Genomic DNA, 17,717 nt, shown 5'->3' with positions numbered 1-17,717 from the left:
TGCCTAGTTTTGCAGCGCTTCCGCGTCTGCCTTCAGTATTTCGATTACAGCATCCGGCAACATGGGACTACCCGTATGAAACCCCTGTATCAGTGAACATCCCTGCGCAGACAGGAAGCGCAGCTGATCTTCGTTCTCCACGCCTTCCGCCACCGTCAGCAGACTCAGATGGCTGGCAAGGCTCAGCACCACATTGCAGATCGCCGCATCCTTGACGGAATCCGGCAGATCGCGGATGAAGGTGCGGTCGATCTTCAATGCAGCGATCGGAAACCGTTTCAAATAAACCAGCGACGAATAGCCGGTGCCGAAATCGTCAATCGCGATGCGCACACCGCGGCTGGCGATCCTGGTCAGCAGCTGTTCCGCATGCTCGGGATCCGCCATCAGGATGCCTTCGGTGATTTCCAGTAGCAGTTGGTGACCGTCGAGACCGGACAGGCGGATCGCATCGTCGACCGTATTGATGAACTGGTCGTTGCGGAACTGGCGCGGGCTGACGTTGACCGACACATACAGCGGACGGCCGGCAGCCTCCTCGAAACGCTTCAACTGCACGCAAGCCGCCTTCAGCGCCCAGGCACCGAGTAGATGGATGAGGCCGTTTTCCTCAGCCATCGGGATGAACTGCGCGGGCGACACCAGGCCGATGTCGGGCCGTATCCAGCGCATCAGCGCCTCGAAGCCCATGATCTGGCCGCTATGCGCATCGACGATGGGCTGATAGTGCAGCAGGAATTCGCCATTGCGCACCGCCTCGAACATCGCGGCTTCCATCGACACGTCGTGCTCGATCTGGTCGAACGCCAACTGGTTGTAGACAATGCAGCGCGCCTTGCCCAGCTCCTTGGCGCGATACATCGCCGTATCGGCATGCGCCAGCAGTTTGACGTCACCGTCGCCATGGATCGGGTAGATTGCCGCACCGATCGACGTGCTGACATACAACGTATTGCCAGCGATCTCGAACGGCAGCTGCATGCCGGCGATCATGCGGCGCGCAATGTTGTGAATTTCGTGTTCGTCGATCACGCCCGGCAGCACCGCGACGAATTCATCGCCGCCGACCCGTGCCAGCGTATCGCCGTCGCGCAAGGTCGCGCGCAGGCGATCCGCCGCCACGCGCAACAGCACATCACCGACCGGATGGCCGAGCGCATCGTTGACCTTCTTGAAACCGTCCAGATCGAGGGCCATCACCGTGAACCCGGCATTGCTGCGGCGTGACTGCGCAACCGTCATGCGCAAGCGGTCGGCCAGCAGCGAGCGATTCGGCAATCCGGTCAACTCGTCGTGCGTCGCGATATGACGCAGGCGCTCTTCCGTCGCATGTCGTGCCGACACGTCGCGGCCAACGACAAGAATTTCGATTGTTTTATTTGCTTCGTCCGCCGCGCACGCGATCATTTCCAGTTCGAACCAGACCGCGCCGGCCTGCGTCATCAGGCGCACGCTGACGCGCGTGACATCGCGCGATTCCACCGCTTGCCGCAGCGCCGCCTCGATCGCATGACGGTCCGACGGCCGCACCAGATCGAACAGATTCAGTCCGATCAACGATGCATCGTCGCCCAGACCAACGGCACCGGAAGCACGCCGGCTTGCATGACGGATTTCCCCTTGCGAATCGAGCCGCAACACGACCTCGCCAGCCACTTCCATCAAACTGGAAAGCCGGACATCGGATAAGTCGTTACGTTGTGGGGACATGCTTGAAGGCTGGAGGTTGAAGAAAACGGCTTTTCAGCCGTGGAGAAAATCGCTTTATGACAAACCGAGGAAACCTCGCAGGAATAACAATTTCGCAATCCTGAAATGCAAAATCTGTAAACGTAACGTCTCAAATCTTAATGCAGCACGAGGGAAAAGAATAGGGAAGTTTGCATGAAAAAAACGAAATCGCACCGCCAGTGCGACAGCATGCGCCCGCTACCGGATACGGGCGCTCATCTGCCTGCAACGTACGCTGAAAATGCAAAAACGTGAGTGACAAGAATACGACGCACGCGCACACTGCTTCCCGTACCTGTTCAACCGCACCATCTCAGTTCGGCAGGCAACGTCCGTCAGATACCGTCAACGTGCGTTTCGCAGACTTCCCGGCGAGGCTTCTCGCCGCATTCTTGACCGCATACATCGCCGCGTCGGCATGGCGCAGCAGCGCCTGCGCCTCCTCGCCATGCTCGGGGTAGAACGCAATGCCGATGCTGGGCGACACCGTCAACACATCGGCGTTCACACTGACCGGCCGCTGCAACGCTACACGTATCTTGTCCGCCACCAGCGCCGCTTCCTCACGCGCATGCAGCCCTTCCAGCAACACGATGAATTCATCGCCGCCGATGCGCGCCACCGTATCGGCATCACGCACGCAACGCTTCAGGCGGTCGGCCACTTCCTGCAGCAGCACATCGCCGGCCGCATGGCCGTAGTTGTCGTTGATGTCCTTGAAATAATCCAGATCCAGATACAGCAATGCCATGCAGTCGCAGTTGCGCCGCGCACGGATCAGCGCCGTTTCGAGACGATCGTGCAACAACCGGCGATTCGGCAGGTCGGTCAGCTCGTCGTATTGCGCCGTATGCTGCAGACGCGCCTGCTGGCGTTTGCACTCGATGGCGGCGGCAATGCGGCCGGCGACCTGACTCAGCAGTTCACCATCCCGTTCCACATAAGCCAGGCCATGTTCGCCGCTTTCCAGCAGCATGACGCCGACCGGACCGCGCTCCGCATGCAACAACACCACCAGCATGCGCCCCTCATGCACGACTTCCACTCCCCTCGACATGCCGTCGCGCTTCCCGGTACAGGCAGCCTCGACGGCTGGCATCGTCAGATCGAATCGCTCGCTGTCTCTTTGGCAGGGAAATGCCAGCCGGCCGCTCTTTTCATCGCACACGGCGACGGCAAACGACACGAATGGCAGCAACGCACCGACGATATCGCGCAAGCGGGCGATTAGTTCCGGCAAATCGCCCGCCGCATGCGCCGCTTCGGAAATCATGTAAAGCGCCGTCTGCACGGATTCAGTGCGTTTGCGTTCGGTGATATCGCGCGCGACAGCGATACGCAATCTGTCCTTTTCCGACCAGCGCGCCGTCCACATGATGTGGACAATACGGCCGTCCTTGCGGACATAGCGATTTTCGAAATGAAGATTTGGGCGGCCGGACATGATTTCCGACGCGGCCTTCAGCGTCCGTTCGCGATCGTCGGGCGCCACCAGTTCGATCATCGGCGTACCGATCAATTCGTCTGAACGGTAGCCGAAAATGCGTTCGCAAGCTGCGCTCAGGTAGACGAAACGGCCGATCTCATCCACCACGCAGACGGCATCGAGCATCAGGTCGGCAAAGCCGGCGAAATCGGCGGATGTGGATTCCATGAGAATCAGGGCCATGCAAGGCCAGGATGTTCGTTCCGGGAGCAAATGCAGCGACGAGCCTGCCGCTGCAGCCGGCCTCATTATAAAAGCACCGCCTGCCCGGCGGCATGGTCACCGGAAGAAAATTCCGCGCGCAACAACGATGCGGCAGCTACAGCGCACGGCCGATGAAGACACTGCCCGCCAGCAGGCAGAGCGCGCCGACGAAGCGCCGGACGGCGAATTCGTTGACGCGATGGGTGACATAGGCGCCCAGCAGCACGCCCACGATTTCGAAGATGGTGATGAAGAAGGCCAGTTGGTAATCGATTTGGCCGAGATGCAGATTCGCGATCGAACCGGACAAGGCGCCGACGATCTGCAGCACCTGGCCGACACCGATCGCAGTCAGGATGGAAAAACCGAACAGCGCCATCAGCGGCACCGACAACGCCGGACCGCCGATACCCGTCAGGCCGGACAGGAAGCCGGTCACCGCACCGATGCCGGCCAGCGCCAGCCAGCGGCCGCGTGCACCATGCGGCAGCCGCAGCACATACTGGCCGCCCTTCGCCGCCAACGCATAGATGCCGGCCGCCAGGATGACGGAGCCGAGCACCAGCGACAGCATCGCAGCGCTCAGCATCGAACCGGTCCACGCGCCACCGAATCCGGTCAGGGCTGCACCCAGACAGACCGGCACCGCCGCACGCCAGTCGATCGTACCCTGCCGATGGAAATAGACGACGCCTACCACTCCGGTGAAGATGAAGGTGAACAATGCCGTCGCCATTCCCTGATGCAGCGTCAGCCCGGTCAGCAGAACCAGCGCCGGCGCCATGAAGAAGCCGCCGATACCGGCGGCGCCGACCAGCGTGCCGATGCCGATGGAAATCAGAATCAGGCTGGCGTAGGTCGTCATGGCGCTCCAGGTCAGGACATAAGGAATCTCATATTATAACTCGTTATAACCAGTTAGGACAAACGAAAATCAGGCCGCTTTTTCGAGACTGTCCTCCGCCGCACCGAGTGCCGCCACCAGTTCCGGCACGATATGGAACAGATCGCCGACCAGTCCGTAATCGGCCACGCCGAAGATGGGCGCATCCGGGTCCTGATTGATAGCGACGATGATCCGCGAATCCGTCATGCCGGCCAGATGCTGGATCGCGCCCGAAATGCCGACGGCGATGTACAGCTCGGGCGCGACCATCTTGCCGGTTTGTCCGATCTGCAAATCGTTCGGCACGAAGCCCGCATCGACGGCGGCGCGCGAGGCGCCGACGGCCGCGCCGAGGCGGTCGGCCAGCGGATCGAGAATCCTGAAGTTTTCCTGCGAACCGAGGCCGCGGCCGCCGGCAACAACGACGCGCGCCGCCGTCAGTTCCGGCCGTGCCGAACACGCCAGTTCGCGCGACAGCAGGCGCACCTTGCCGCCATCCGGCGCCGCGGCGATCGTTTCGATGGCGGCATTGCCGCCGTTCGCCGCCTGTGCGAAGCCGGTAGTACGTACCGTCAGCACACAAGGCGTGTCCTGTGCCCGCACGGTCGCGATCGCGTTGCCGGCGTAGATAGGACGCTCGAAGGTATCGGGCGCATGCACGCGCGTCACGTCCGAAATCTGCCCGACGTCGAGCGTGGCCGCCACGCGCGGCAGCACGCTTTTGCCCTGCGCGGTGGCAGCCGCGATCACGTGCGTATAACCGGTGACGAGCGCCCGCAGTTGCGCGGCGAGGTTTTCCGGCAGGTGGTCGGCCAGATGCGGCGCGTCGGCCAACAAAACCTTTTCCACACCGGCAATCGCGGCTGCCGCCTGCGCCACGGCCTGGCAGCCGGCGCCGGCAATCAATACGTGAACCGGGCCGCCGCATTGCGCGGCCGCAGTAATGGCATGCAGCGTGGCGGGATGCAGCGCTGCGTTGTCGTGTTCGGCGAGGACCAGTGTCGTCATGAGGCTTCCTTTCCTTATCGTTGATTCATCGTGGCGGTCGGACAGGCGTCACAGTACGCCGGCTTCGTCGCGCAGCCGTGCGACCAGCGTCGCCGCATCATCTACGCGCACGCCGGGCTGACGCTGCGGTGGCTCGGCCACCTTCACCGTCGTCCAGCGCGGCGCGATGTCGACACTGAGCTCTGCCGCCGGCAGCGTCTCTAGCGGTTTCTTCTTCGACTTCATCAGATTCGGCAGGCTGACGAAACGCGGTTCGTTCAGCCGCAGATCCGCGGTCAGCACCGCCGGCAGCGCCAGTTCCAGACGTTCGACGCCGCCATCGATCTCGCGCACGACCTCGACCGTGTCCTCGCCCGGCAAGACCTGTGATACTGCCGTCGCCTGCGGCCAGTCCAGCAGTGCCGCCAGCATCTGGCCGGTCTGGTTGCAGTCGTCATCGATCGCCTGCTTGCCAAGAATCGCCAGTTGCGCCTGCTCGCGCGCGACGATCGCGGCCAGCAGGCGCGCCACCGCCAGCGGCTGCAGTTCGACGTCCGTTTCGATAAGGATCGCGCGATCCGCACCGATTGCCAGCGCGGTGCGCAGCGCTTCCTGCGATGCCGCTGTGCCGCAGGACACGGCAATCACTTCGGTTGCCTTGCCGGCTTCCTTCAGGCGCACTGCTTCCTCGACGGCGATTTCGTCGAACGGATTGATCGCCATCTTCACGTTGGCCAGTTCGACGCCACTGCCGTCCTGCCGCACGCGGACCTTGACGTTGGCATCCACCACCCGCTTCACGGGGACCAGTACTTTCATCGTATTTCCTTCCAGTTCGGTTGCATTCGGTTGTAGTCGGTTGTACTTGGTTTCATCGCGGCGCGCGCCGGAACGGCAGGCAAAGCACCGCCCGGCCGCATCACGATGCGGTTCGTTCATTGCAACAAAGGGAAAAGGTACCGGCCTACTTGTCGACGAAGGCGCGCTCGATCACGTAGTGGCCCGGATGGCTCATGTTGCCTTCGGCCAGTCCGTGCGCTTCCAGCACCTCGACCGTGTCCTTCAGCATCGCCGGACTGCCGCACAGCATGAAGCGGTCGTCAGTTGCATCGAAGGCCGGTACGCCTAGTTGCGCGAAGAAGGCGTCGCTTTCCAGCAGCGCGGGAATGCGACCCTGATTACGGAACGGTTCGCGCGTCACGGTCGGGTAATAGAGCAGCTTCTCGGCCACCATCTCGCCCAGCAGTTCATGCTGCGGCAGTTCGTCGAGAATGCGCTTCTGATAGGCCAGTTCATGCACATGGCGGCAGCCGTGCACCAGAATGATTTTCTCGAATTTCTCGTAGACGTCCGGATCCTGGATGATGCTCATGAACGGCGCTAGACCGGTGCCGGTACCCAGCAGGTACAGCCGTTTACCGGGCAGCAGGTTCTGTGACAGCAGCGTGCCGGACGCCTTGCGACCGACGAGAATGCTGTCGCCGACACGGATGTTCTGCAGGCGCGACGTCAGCGGGCCGTCCGGCACCTTGATGCTGAGGAATTCGAGCTGGTCGTCATAGTGCGGGCTGACCATGCTGTAGGCGCGCATCAGCGGCTTGCCTTCGACATCCAGTCCGATCATGGCAAACTGTCCGCTCTGGTAGCGGAAACTCGATTCGCGCGTGGTGGTGAACGAAAACAGCCGGTCCGTCCAGTGATAGACCGACAATACTTCTGCAGAATAGAAATTGCTCATCGTTGCATCCTTTCAGGAAAAGCACGGGTCATCCGTCGCGCCATCACCGGCGTTGTCACCTTCATCACCGAACGCCAGTTCGTGCAGATAGCGCCACGGATAGATGCCGCGGTCGTGATCGTCGGAAAAGAACAATTGCACGCCGACCGAACCGACCGGCGCGATATCGACCAGCGCCACATCGGCTGCCACCGGCGGATCGTTGTGCGTCTTGCGTCGCAGGCTTTCGCAGACGCTGCAGCGGCACGCTGCGCGCAGTTTCGCGTAAGGCACCGTTATGCTGCGGCCGTCCCATTGCAGCTGCAGCGTGCGATTGCCCGCATGCAGCGTCATTTCGCTGGGCACGGTGTCACAGAACATGGCGCACGCCCTCCGGCCCGATCTCGGTGCTCAAACCTGCGCAGCCGCCGTCGTCCAGTTCTCCGCCCATCGCCGCCAGGCTTTCCTCGCGGATCAGCCGACGTATTGTGCGCAGCAGGCCGGTGAATTCGGGCGACTCCATCATCTCCGGCTTGCGCGGGCGAGGCAGCGGCACGACGATCTCCGCCTTGACGCGGCCCGGGCGCGCCGTCATCACATAGATGCGGTCGGAGAGGAAGATGCCCTCTTCAATGTCGTGCGTGATGAACAGCACCGACAGCCGCAGCCGCTGCCACATGTTGGTCAGGATTTCCTGCATCACGGTGCGCGTCTGCGCATCCAGCGCGCCAAACGGCTCGTCCATCAGCAGCACCTGCGGGCTGGTCGCCAGTGCGCGCACGATGCCGACACGCTGCCGCATACCGCCCGACAATTGCGACGGATAGTGGTTCTCAAACGCCAGCAGACCGGCCAGGCCGAGCAGCGTGCGCGCCTGCGATTCGCGCTGCGCCGCCGACATGCCCTGCATCTTCAGGCCGAATTCGACGTTCTTGCGCACAGTCATCCACGGGAACAGCGAATACTGCTGAAACACCACGCCGCGATCCGCGCCGGGGCCGTCGATTGGTTTGCCGTCCAGCGTCAGCACGCCGCTGTTGACCTTGGTAAAACCGGCCACCGCATTCATCAGCGTCGACTTGCCGCAGCCGGAAGGCCCGATGATGGAAACGAATTCGCCCGGCTGCACATTGATCGAGACTGATTTGACGGCCTGCACGGTCGTGCCACGCGACGTGAACGCGATGCTGACGTCGCGCGCATTCACATGTCCGGCGGAAGCATGCATCTGTGTGCTCATTTGCGTCCTCCCGCAGCTGCGTCTATCCAGGGGGTCGACCATTTGGCGCACAGCTGGATCACCTTGCTGCACAGCAGGCCGAGCACGCCGATCGTCAGCATGCCGAGCGCGATCTTCGGATACTCGATTAGCGAATAGGATTCCCACGTGAAGTAGCCGATGCCGAACTGTCCCGAGATCATTTCCGCAGCGATCAGCGACACCCACGCCACGCCCATACCGACGGCGAGGCCGGTGAAGATGTGCTGCAGCGCGCCGGGCAGGATCACGTGCAGCATGATGTCCTTCTCCTTTGCGCCGAGGCTGGCTGCGGCGCGGAACAGCACGTCGTCGATCTCTTCCACGCCGTGGATCGTATTGAGCAGGATCGGGAAGAAGGCACCGATGAAGGTGATGAACACGATGCTGCCCTCGTTGCTGGGCCAAATCATGATCGCCATTGGTACCCAGGCGATCGCCGGGATCGGGCGGAAGACTTCCATCGCCGGCATCGTCAGCGAGCGGAATAGCCGATAACGGCCGACCAAGATGCCGAGCGCAACGCCGACCACTGCCGCGATGAAGAAACCTTGCAGAATGCGGCGCAGACTCACCCAGACATTCGTCATGAACTGGGCCGACTGATTAACTTCCAGCAACGTCCGCCACACGTCGCCAGGGGTCGGAATGTTGCTGAAACGGACATAGAAGTCCCAGCGATATCTCGTGGCCAGATACCACAACAGCAGTACGCTGCCGATCGAGACGGCGCCCAGCAGATAGTGCATCCAGGCCGATGCCATCATCGTTCTCCATTGCAATCCCCGATTCGGCGACAGCGCGTCGTCACGCACGCCGCCCTGGATCGCCTGCAATGCGGGACGGGATGTCGGAGCACTCTTTTTGGGCGCCGCCGGACTCGCCAGCGGCGACTCCACGGCTCGATCGGTCAGGGCCATGATCATTTCTCCATTTTTTGCAGAACCTGCTCATACGAAACGACGGTGCCGCCGTTCTTCTTTGCGTACGCTTCCGCATCCTTCTTCAGCAGGAAAGGCACGACGTCGAGCTTGGCCGGCGTGCCGCCGGGCACCGCGTAGAACGCCTTGTCGCCGAAGACCTTGATGCCCAGTGCGTGGTCGTACACGTAGAACACAGCAACTTTCTTGCCTGCCTTCCGGTATTGCTCGATGCCCTTGAGGGCGCACACCGGGGAGCTGACCGGCACGATATCGCCGCCGGCTATCCAGATCTCCGCCGCGTTCTTCGAATCGGCGATGTCCTTGTCGCAGATCGGATCACGTCCGCTGATGTTGTAATAGTTCTGCAACGATTTCTTCTGGGCATCGTAGTCGAGGCCGTCTTCCTTGAAAGCCTCGCGCACATACTTCTCGTCGACCCAGGCATTGACGTCCAGCGGCTTGACGCGATTGAGCTTTTCCAGCACCGCATGGTCGGTCTTGATCGCATCGACCAGGATCGGCTTGATGGTCGGATCGAGCGTATGAATACCGCCCGGGCCGAGGAACAGATAAGCCACTTCCTTCTCGATGCCGGTCCACTTCTCGATGCTTTCTGCAGCCAGTCTGGGATTCTTGCGCAGCCAGTCGTTGGCCGCCATCAGCGCCTTGATGTAGGCCACCACCACTTCCGGATACTTCTCGGCGAAATCCTTGCGCACCACCACGCCGTGGAAGGTCGGCAGCTTGGTTTCCACACCGTCGAAGATCTTGCGGGCGAAGCCGCGGTAAGGCAGCAGGTCGGGGAAAGGCACGAAGTCCGCATGGGCGTCGATCTTCTTTTCCTGCAGGTTGGTAGTGCCGACTTCCGGCGACTGGCTCACCAGGTTCCAGTAATCGTTGCCCCAGCCGCGCGACTGCATCGCCTGCAGCAGCATGCCGTGCGCCGCCGAGCCGAACGGCACCGACACCGCCTTGCCCTTCAGGTCGGAGAGCTGATAGTAAGGACTATCCTTGTGCACCACGACGCCATTGCCGGCGCCGAACTGGTTATAGGCGATGATGGCAATCAGCTCGGTGGCGTTGCCGCCACTGTTCTGTCCGATCGCGCCGTTCACCAGCAGCGGATAGTCGCCCATCATGCCGATCTGGATCTTGTTGGCCATCATGCCGTTGGTGATCGGGGGCCCCGAGGTCGCGTTCTGCCATTCCAGCTTGAAATCGATGTCGGCGTACTTGCCGGTCTTCGGCAGATACTTTTCCAGCAGACCGAGCTCCTTGATGACGACGCCACCCGTCACCGTGTTGGTCGTCGTGTTCTGCGTGCCAATGCCGATGGTGACCACTTCCTTCGCGTGGACGCCGGCAGCGAACAGCAGCGCCGCGGATGAAACCAGAAAACGTGCGACCAGTCTGATGCTGCCGCCACGTGCCGTCATATGCAAGATCGTCATGGAAACTCCCTTCAGTTGCGCCTAGAGAAAATTCGTACCGCTGGACTGCGTCTAACTCATCCCCATCAAATGCTCTCGTTTGCCCTGTTTCTCCGCCCAGGTATCCGCTTCCGGCAACGGCTCCGTCGACTGCACGATCAACGGCCACTGCTTCGCCAGCCGCGCGTTCAGCCCGATGTATTCGTGCTGTTCCGCCGGCAGCATCTTTTCGTCGTACACGGCCTCGACCGGACATTCGGCCACGCACACGCCGCAGTCGATGCAGACTTCCGGATCGATGACCAGGAAGTTCGGCCCTTCATGGAAGCATTCGACCGGGCAGACCGCGACGCAGTCCGTGTACTTGCAGCCGATGCACGACTCTCCGACCACGTGTGTCATGACCCGCCTCCCTGCATGTGAATGGTGGTGATGGCGAGCTTGGACAGCTTGCGCACGTCGGAATCGGCATCCTGCTGCGCTGCTTCGAGGAAGGGAATCGCGCGCACGTCGCCGATCTCGCCCAGCGCGATCACCGATTCCTTGCGTAGGTTGCTGATCGGATGCTGCAGCGCTTCGCACAGCGCCGGCACCGCCGCCTTCGCCTTCAGCTTGCCGAGGCTGCGCGCCGCCTTCACGCGCACCTGCCAGAATTCGTCGTCCATCGCCTGGATCAGGTCCGGCGCGCCCAGCGTCAGACCGAGCTTTCCCATCGTGGCCGCTGCTTCCTCGCGCACCTGCCACGCCGCATCGGCCAGCACGCGGCTCAGCGTCGGCTGGATGCTGATCGCCGACGAATAGCCGAGCGCGCCAATCGCCACGCGCCGGACTTCGGGGTCCGGGTCGTTGGCGGCGGCATTGGTCAATGCGCCGATCGCTTCCAACTTCTTCAGATAGCCGAGCACGCCGACCGCTTCGCGCCGCACTTGCGGATTGCGGTCTTCCAGCGCCACCATCGCCGGCGAAAAGGCTTCGTCCACCCGCAATGCGCGTACCGCGCGCAGTGCATCGGCCTTGACCTGCGGATTGCTGTCCGACAGATACGGCAGCAAAGGTCCGGCCGAGGTCGGTTCCTTCAGTTCGGCCAGCGTGATCGCCGCTGCCTGCCGCACTTCGGCATCCGGGTCCTTCAGCAGCGGCACCAGCGCTTCCAGCGCTTCCGGCTCTTCATAGCCTTCGATCGCCTTCGCCGCCTCCAGTCGTACGCCGGCATCCGGATCGGCCATCGCCGTCACCAGCAGCGGTACGATGTCGTCCTCTTCTTCCGAATACGGCAGGTCGATGACGGCGATGCGGCGCACGCCGGGATCGTCGCTTTGCAATCTGTCATGGATACTGTTCGCAAGCATGCTGCCTCCTCAACGCACCAGATACGGGATGTTCACGTGGACCGCGCCGGTCGGGCAATCCTGCTCGCAGGGCATGCAGTACCAGCATTCGTCGAACTTCATGAACGCCTTGTTGGACACCATGTCGATCGCCAGCACGTCGAGCGGACAGACATCGACGCAAACGGTGCAGCCCTTCTCCGCGATGCATTTGGATTGATCGACGACGACCGGGGCCTGGGTACGGGTGGTTGCAATGGTCATGATGGTTTCCTCGTTTAGTGTTGGCTGCCGCCGGCGACGCGCAGACGTTGATAGGCCGCTTTTTCCTCTTCGTTCAGCTCGACGATGTACGGATCGATCTCGCGCTTGCGGAAGCGCATCTTGCCGTCCGCATCCTTACCGACGTTGGTGTGGCAGAACCAGTCGGCGTCGTTCTTTTCCGGATGATCGACGCGCAGGTGGTACAGACCCCAGCGGCTTTCCTCACGGAACATGGAGGCGCGCGCAGCCAGTTCGGCGCAGTCGCGGATCGTGCTGGCTTCCATCGCGCGCATCAGTTCGTGCGGGTTCTCCGCGCTGATGTCGTGCAGGTCGTCGCTGATCTCGCCGAAACGCTCCAGCGCGATTTCCATCTTGCGGGTGATCTTCGGCGGCTGCAGGTAATCGTTGACGATGCGGCGCGTCTTGTACTCGACCTGGAACGGCGTCAGTCCCTCGCTGCGCGACAGCGGTGCGGCGATGCGCTGCCGTTCTGCTTCGATCATGTCGGTGTTGAGCACCGGATCGGATCTGCCGGACACATAGTCGGCCGCGTTCTCGCCGCAGAACTTGCCAAACACGAAAGCGCCCAGCATGTAGTTGTGCGGCACGCTTGCGCAGTCGCCGGCGGCGTACAGGCCGGGGATCGAACATTCGCCCTTTTCATTGGTCCAGATGCCGGACGCGCTGTGGCCGCTGCAGAAGCCGATCTCGGAGATGTGCATCTCGACCGCCTTGTAGCGATAGTCGTTGCCGCGCTTTTCGTGGAAGCGGCCGCGGCTCGGACGTTCGTTCGTGTGCAGGATGTGTTCGATCTCGGCGATCGTCTCTTCCGCCAGGTGATCGAGCTTCAGGAACACCGGGCCGCGTCCGCCTTCGAGTTCGTTGTAGAACTCCAGCATCATCTGGCCGCTCCAGTAATCGCACTCGATGAAGCGCGCGCCCTGCGAGTTCGCGGTGAAACCGCCGAACGGGCCGGTCACGTAGGCACAGGCCGGGCCGTTGTAATCCTTGATCAGCGGATTGATCTGGAAGCATTCGAGATTCGTCAGCTCGGCGCCGGCGTGATACGCCATCACGTGGCCGTCGCCGCAGTTGGTCGGATTTTCGTAAGTGCCGAACAGATAGCCGGAAGCCGGCAGGCCGAGGCGCCCCGCCGCGCCCGTGCACAGCACGACCGACTTCGCCTTGATCACGTAGAAGTCCGCGGTGCGGCAGTCGAAACCCATGACGCCGGCGATCTCGCCGTTGGCGCCGGTGATCAGGCGCGTGGCAACGACACGGTTCGTGATTTCCACGCGCTGGCGTTTCAGCTGGCGGTACAACACCTTCTTCATGTGATGCCCTTCCGGCATCGGCAGCACGTAGCTGCCCAAGTGATGCACCTTGCGCACGGCGTAGTCGCCGGTCTCGTCCTTCTCGAACTTCACGCCCCAGCGATCCAGTTCCTGGATCATGTCGAAACTGTTCGTCGCATAGGCATACACGGCCTTCTGGTCGACGATGCCGTCGTTGGCGACCGTAATCTCCTTTGTATATTGCTCAGGCGTCGCATGGCCGGGAATGACGGCGTTGTTCAAGCCATCCATGCCCATCGAGATCGCGCCGCTGCGCTTGACGTTGGCCTTTTCCAGCACCAGCACGCGCAACTTCGGATTCTTTTCCTTCGCCTTGGCGGCCGCCATCGGCCCGCCTGTGCCGCCGCCGACGATCACTATGTCGTATTCCAGTTCGATGGTTTTCATGTTTGCCTTTCCAGAATGTTGCGGCCCTTCTTGCCGCGATGAAACTTCCCTGATCGACGAAAGAAAAGTCGTTCTCATTTGCGAAATCGACCAAACACATCTCGTCATAACTCGTCATAACAAGTTATGCAAAACGTGTGCCAGTTCATTCCAGCAGCTTATTGTTCAGAACTAAGGAAGATTGATCGCGAACGGTGCGAAAAGCGGCAAAAAGCTAACCGTCGTGGTGAACGTCGGATCGATTTTGGGGCGCACGACTGCCGTGCAGTCGACTCCCACATTGCCGACAATGCATTTCACCTCGCAATGAAGGAAGCGTAACGGCAACGTGCAAATAACGAAACGAATCGTTTTGAACTTGCATATGCAATGCACGCATATGCCGAACATGCATCTTCAACGCATTATTTTCATTTTGTACTTGAAGCGCTCCGCCGGGTAATGCAGATACTCGAATACCAGCGGCTTGTTTTCCGCAGCAAAGGTCAACCGCTCAATGCGAAGGATTGGAGAACCGGCTGGAACTTGAAGACGTGCCGCGACTTCATTGCTGGCTGATGTCGCTTCGATTTCAATATCTGCCGAATGCAACGGTTGTTGCAAGTCGTTTTCAAGCAATGAAAACAAGTCTTTCTCACGCAGGTTTTTCTCGGAAAGGAGAGAACCGGTTTCATTCCGTACCCATGAATAATCGATGGAAACGGGATCACGGTTCAGATAGCGCACACGCTTGATTTCAGTCACGGGCGCACCATCCATGATACCGAGCTTGAGACAGGCAAGCGAAGTACCTATTACGTTCGACAGGCCGAACACATCCGAATGCGTCTCATGCCCCTTCAATCGCATCGCCTCGCCAAATCCCTGTAGATGCATCAGGTCCTGCGAGACGCTGGGTGCCGCAACAAAGGTGCCTTTTCCATGCACCTTGAACAGCACGCCTTCCTTCTGCAGGTCGTTCATTGCTTGGCGTACCGTGATGCGGCTGACGCCGAATGCATCGATCATCTCGCGCTCGGATGGCAGGCGCTCATGTGCGGCATAGGTGCCGTCAAGAATTTTCGCTCGCAACGCTTCCCTGATCTGCATATAGAGAGGAAGCGACGAAGGTAGCGGTAATGACATGGCTGAACGAATGTGATCACACGGAAAGAGAACGGCGCCATCATTATAGAGCGAGGTCTTTCCGTTGAGGAAAACACCAAACTTCGATTCCCCAATTAGAAAACAAAAATTCCTACACTACGTGGTGAAACCCACCGATAGGCGCGCATGTCGATTCGCAACAATATGCACCTACGGAAAAAATCCGGCTAATCATTGAAGACAGTATTGAAACGCCATTCGACGCTCCACAAAGCGCACAGATTCAGCCGGACTCAAGCGACGCACGAATAGTCGAGGAGTACCTCATGGAAATAGACGAACTTCATTACGGCCGCCTCATCGATCACATTCAGTTGGTGGTATCGAATCTGGATGTTTCACGCACCTTCTACTCAGCTGTGATGGGCGCATTGAACATCGCGATCAACGACGAGGAAGGCGGATTTTTCTGGGCAGATGAATTCGTCGTGTCATCCGCGGACAGCGAAGCCGCGCAAGGACAACTCACCGGACGTCAGCACATTGCCTTTCAGGCGAAGAACCGCGACATGGTCGACCTGTTCTACAAGCAGGCACTGGCACACGGCGGGAAGGACAATGGCGCGCCAGGCGAGCGTTCCTACCACCCTGGTTACTACGCCGCATTCGTACTCGATCCGGACGGGAACAACATCGAAGCGGTCTACCATGGCGAGGCAAAACGGAATGTGGAATCGGTGCACATCCGTTTCTAGCATCGCCATGAAACTCTAATCTTGGGCAATCCGTTTTTCCGCAAACGGAAGCTGTGACAGCAATTTCCGGCAATCACGACACCAGTAATTGAAGCGTCTTCCCGTCAGGCCCGTCCGGATAGAACTTGCGCAATGCTTCGCCGAAGCGTGGCTCCCCTGGAGCAACCGCGCCAAACAAGGTCAGACAGGATCGCAGCTTCATGTCGTCCGGCGAACCGAATATGACGTGCGGGTTGGCGATGTCCAGCGCCAGCAAGTAGTCGACACACTCACGCAACCTCGGACCCAGTACCGGATGCTGCAGATAAGCACCGGCTTCCTCGGCAGACGCGATGCCGTAGTAATGCGCGGTGACACTGTGTCCGAGCGCACGCAGCTGCGGAAAGACGAACCACATCCAGTGCGTCGTTTTCCTGCCCTGCGACAATTCCGCCAGCACTTCGTCGTACACATCGTCCTGTGCATCGACGAACCGTTGCAGATTGAATGTATCGACGGCCATGACGTCAATTGGATCTGAACATCTTCCGGATCAGGTTCGGCTCGCGCCTCATTCCGACTCGGATTCGAACAGATGCTTGAACTGATGCGGCTGCGAACGCAGATACTGATTCGGTACACGGATGGTTGCACCAAGCGCTGCGGCCGCATGCCACGGCCAGCGCGCGTCGTAGAGGATCGTACGCGCCAACGCGACCAGATCGGCATCGCCGTTCGCGACAATCGCTTCCGCCTGTTCGAAGCCGGTAATCAATCCTACGGTTACTACCGGCATCTTTACCGCCGCTTTCACCGCACGCGCCAGCGGTACTTGATAGCTGGGCGCCACCGGGATGTTCTGCGCCGGATGCAGGCCGCCGCTGGATACATGGATCGCATCGCATCCTCTTGCTTCCAGCGCCTGCGCAAACGCGACGGTCTGTTCTATATCCCAGCCGCCATCCACCCAATCGGTTCCCGATACACGCACAGTCACGGGACGATCGGCCGGGAACGCCTGCCGCACCGCATCGAACACTTCGAGCGGGAAACGCATGCGATTCTCCAGCGAACCGCCATATTCGTCCTGCCGCTGGTTGGAAAGCGGCGAAAGAAACTCGTGCAGCAGATAACCGTGCGCCGCATGAATCTGGATGGCATCGATGCCCAGGCGCGCCGCGCGTACCGCGGAAGCGGCAAACGCTTCGCGCACACGCTGCAATCCCTGCTTGTCCAATGCCGTCGGCGCGACCTGCCCTTCCGTGAAAGGCAAGGCTGAAGGCCCAACCGTCTGCCATCCCTTCGCCTCATCCGGCGCAAACTGTTTCGCCTTTTTCCAGGGGACTTCCGTCGATGCCTTGCGTCCGGCATGGCTCAGCTGAATCGCAATCGGCATCGCGGAATGTGCGCGAACGGCATCCAGCACACGACGCATCGCCGCTTCCGTCTCATCGCTGTACAAACCGACGTCCGCCCACGTGATGCGCCCCTCCGGCAACACCGCACTCGCCTCGATCGTCAGCAACGCGGCGCCCGACAAGGCCAGATGGCCCAGATGGATCAGGTGCCAATCCGTCATGCAGCCGTCGACAGCCGAGTACTGACACATCGGAGCGATGACGATGCGATTGGAAAGGTCGAGCTTTCCGACCTGATACGGGGTAAACAAAACGGGCTTGCTCATCTGCGCTCTCCAATTCCGGGTTCCGGCAATACGAAAATGTCCTTTATAACGAGTTTGCCGAAATTCTGCTTGCTGTGCATCAGATTCACCGTCCGTGTACGGAGACGATTCACGATACGCATACACCCGGATATTGAAGAATTTCCGACGCCTGAAAAGGTTGAAGGGAATTAGATAATGAGGACGATTGACACGATCAATGAATGGCTCGGCATACAAATATGATCCGAACCTTGCTGTTGACACGTTGCGGCGCC

At 60.5% G+C, this 17,717-nt stretch carries 18 protein-coding genes; 1 reads left to right on the top strand and 17 read right to left on the bottom strand.

Going from position 1 to position 17,717, the window contains the following annotated elements; genetic code table 11:
- Positions 1-3: 3 nt before the first annotated feature.
- From ACO1VH_RS09980 to ACO1VH_RS09910, 15 genes are all read right to left on the bottom strand, one after another.
- Positions 4-1,710: a putative bifunctional diguanylate cyclase/phosphodiesterase gene (locus ACO1VH_RS09980; RefSeq protein ID WP_486244318.1), complete on the bottom strand. Its 1,707-nt coding sequence runs from the start codon at positions 1,708-1,710 to the stop codon at positions 4-6.
- 334 nt (positions 1,711-2,044) lie between these two features.
- Positions 2,045-3,385 carry a diguanylate cyclase domain-containing protein gene (locus tag ACO1VH_RS09975; RefSeq protein WP_486244317.1) on the bottom strand — a complete coding sequence of 447 codons (1,341 nt, stop codon included), beginning with the start codon at positions 3,383-3,385 and terminating at the stop codon, positions 2,045-2,047.
- Positions 3,386-3,536: 151 nt separating this feature from the next.
- Positions 3,537-4,286 (bottom strand): sulfite exporter TauE/SafE family protein, encoded by a 750-nt coding sequence (locus ACO1VH_RS09970; RefSeq protein WP_486244316.1) that lies wholly within the window; start codon positions 4,284-4,286, stop codon positions 3,537-3,539.
- Between the two features lie 69 nt (positions 4,287-4,355).
- Positions 4,356-5,315 carry an electron transfer flavoprotein subunit alpha/FixB family protein gene (locus ACO1VH_RS09965; RefSeq protein WP_486244315.1) on the bottom strand — a complete coding sequence of 320 codons (960 nt, stop codon included), beginning with the start codon at positions 5,313-5,315 and terminating at the stop codon, positions 4,356-4,358.
- A gap of 48 nt (positions 5,316-5,363) precedes the next feature.
- Positions 5,364-6,113 carry an electron transfer flavoprotein subunit beta/FixA family protein gene (locus ACO1VH_RS09960; protein WP_486244314.1) on the bottom strand — a complete coding sequence of 250 codons (750 nt, stop codon included), beginning with the start codon at positions 6,111-6,113 and terminating at the stop codon, positions 5,364-5,366.
- A 145-nt stretch (positions 6,114-6,258) separates the two neighbouring features.
- A complete protein-coding gene (locus tag ACO1VH_RS09955) occupies positions 6,259-7,032 on the bottom strand; it encodes a ferredoxin--NADP reductase (protein WP_486244313.1) in 774 nt (257 codons plus the stop codon).
- 12 nt (positions 7,033-7,044) lie between these two features.
- A complete protein-coding gene (locus ACO1VH_RS09950; protein WP_486244312.1) occupies positions 7,045-7,392 on the bottom strand; it encodes a DUF971 domain-containing protein in 348 nt (115 codons plus the stop codon).
- Positions 7,382-8,251 (bottom strand): ABC transporter ATP-binding protein, encoded by an 870-nt coding sequence (locus ACO1VH_RS09945; protein ID WP_486244311.1) that lies wholly within the window; start codon positions 8,249-8,251, stop codon positions 7,382-7,384. Before ACO1VH_RS09945 ends, ACO1VH_RS09950 begins: the two co-directional genes overlap by 11 nt.
- A complete protein-coding gene (locus ACO1VH_RS09940; protein ID WP_486244310.1) occupies positions 8,248-9,189 on the bottom strand; it encodes an ABC transporter permease in 942 nt (313 codons plus the stop codon). Before ACO1VH_RS09940 ends, ACO1VH_RS09945 begins: the two co-directional genes overlap by 4 nt.
- 2 nt (positions 9,190-9,191) lie before the next feature.
- A complete protein-coding gene (locus ACO1VH_RS09935) occupies positions 9,192-10,643 on the bottom strand; it encodes an ABC transporter substrate-binding protein (RefSeq protein ID WP_486244309.1) in 1,452 nt (483 codons plus the stop codon).
- A 51-nt stretch (positions 10,644-10,694) separates the two neighbouring features.
- A complete protein-coding gene (gene fdxA, locus ACO1VH_RS09930) occupies positions 10,695-11,024 on the bottom strand; it encodes a ferredoxin FdxA (protein ID WP_486244308.1) in 330 nt (109 codons plus the stop codon).
- A complete protein-coding gene (locus tag ACO1VH_RS09925; protein ID WP_486244307.1) occupies positions 11,021-11,971 on the bottom strand; it encodes a HEAT repeat domain-containing protein in 951 nt (316 codons plus the stop codon). Before ACO1VH_RS09925 ends, fdxA begins: the two co-directional genes overlap by 4 nt.
- 9 nt (positions 11,972-11,980) lie before the next feature.
- The gene (locus ACO1VH_RS09920) at positions 11,981-12,214 is read right to left on the bottom strand and encodes a 4Fe-4S dicluster domain-containing protein (protein WP_188421232.1); all 234 of its coding nucleotides are present in this window, start codon (positions 12,212-12,214) and stop codon (positions 11,981-11,983) included.
- Between the two features lie 14 nt (positions 12,215-12,228).
- Complete coding sequence (locus ACO1VH_RS09915; protein WP_486244306.1) at positions 12,229-13,956, bottom strand: fumarate reductase/succinate dehydrogenase flavoprotein subunit; 1,728 nt, start codon at positions 13,954-13,956, stop codon at positions 12,229-12,231.
- Between the two features lie 396 nt (positions 13,957-14,352).
- Positions 14,353-15,081, bottom strand: a complete 729-nt coding sequence (locus ACO1VH_RS09910) for a GntR family transcriptional regulator (RefSeq protein WP_486244305.1) — start codon at positions 15,079-15,081, stop codon at positions 14,353-14,355.
- A 287-nt stretch (positions 15,082-15,368) separates the two neighbouring features.
- Between ACO1VH_RS09910 and ACO1VH_RS09905 the strand changes: the two genes are divergently transcribed.
- The gene (locus ACO1VH_RS09905) at positions 15,369-15,797 is read left to right on the top strand and encodes a VOC family protein (RefSeq protein WP_486244304.1); all 429 of its coding nucleotides are present in this window, start codon (positions 15,369-15,371) and stop codon (positions 15,795-15,797) included.
- A 73-nt stretch (positions 15,798-15,870) separates the two neighbouring features.
- Here the strand turns inward: ACO1VH_RS09905 and ACO1VH_RS09900 are convergent, their stop codons facing one another.
- Entirely contained in the window at positions 15,871-16,299 is a 429-nt protein-coding gene (locus tag ACO1VH_RS09900; protein ID WP_486244303.1) for a DUF1810 domain-containing protein, read from the bottom strand.
- Between the two features lie 48 nt (positions 16,300-16,347).
- Complete coding sequence (locus ACO1VH_RS09895) at positions 16,348-17,460, bottom strand: NADH:flavin oxidoreductase/NADH oxidase (protein WP_486244302.1); 1,113 nt, start codon at positions 17,458-17,460, stop codon at positions 16,348-16,350.
- Between the last annotated feature and the right edge of the window lie 257 nt (positions 17,461-17,717).

The organism is Oxalicibacterium sp., from assembly GCF_057353965.1.
The sequence above is the reverse complement of the archived record's forward strand: the minus strand, read 5'-3'. Positions and strand labels throughout refer to the sequence as shown.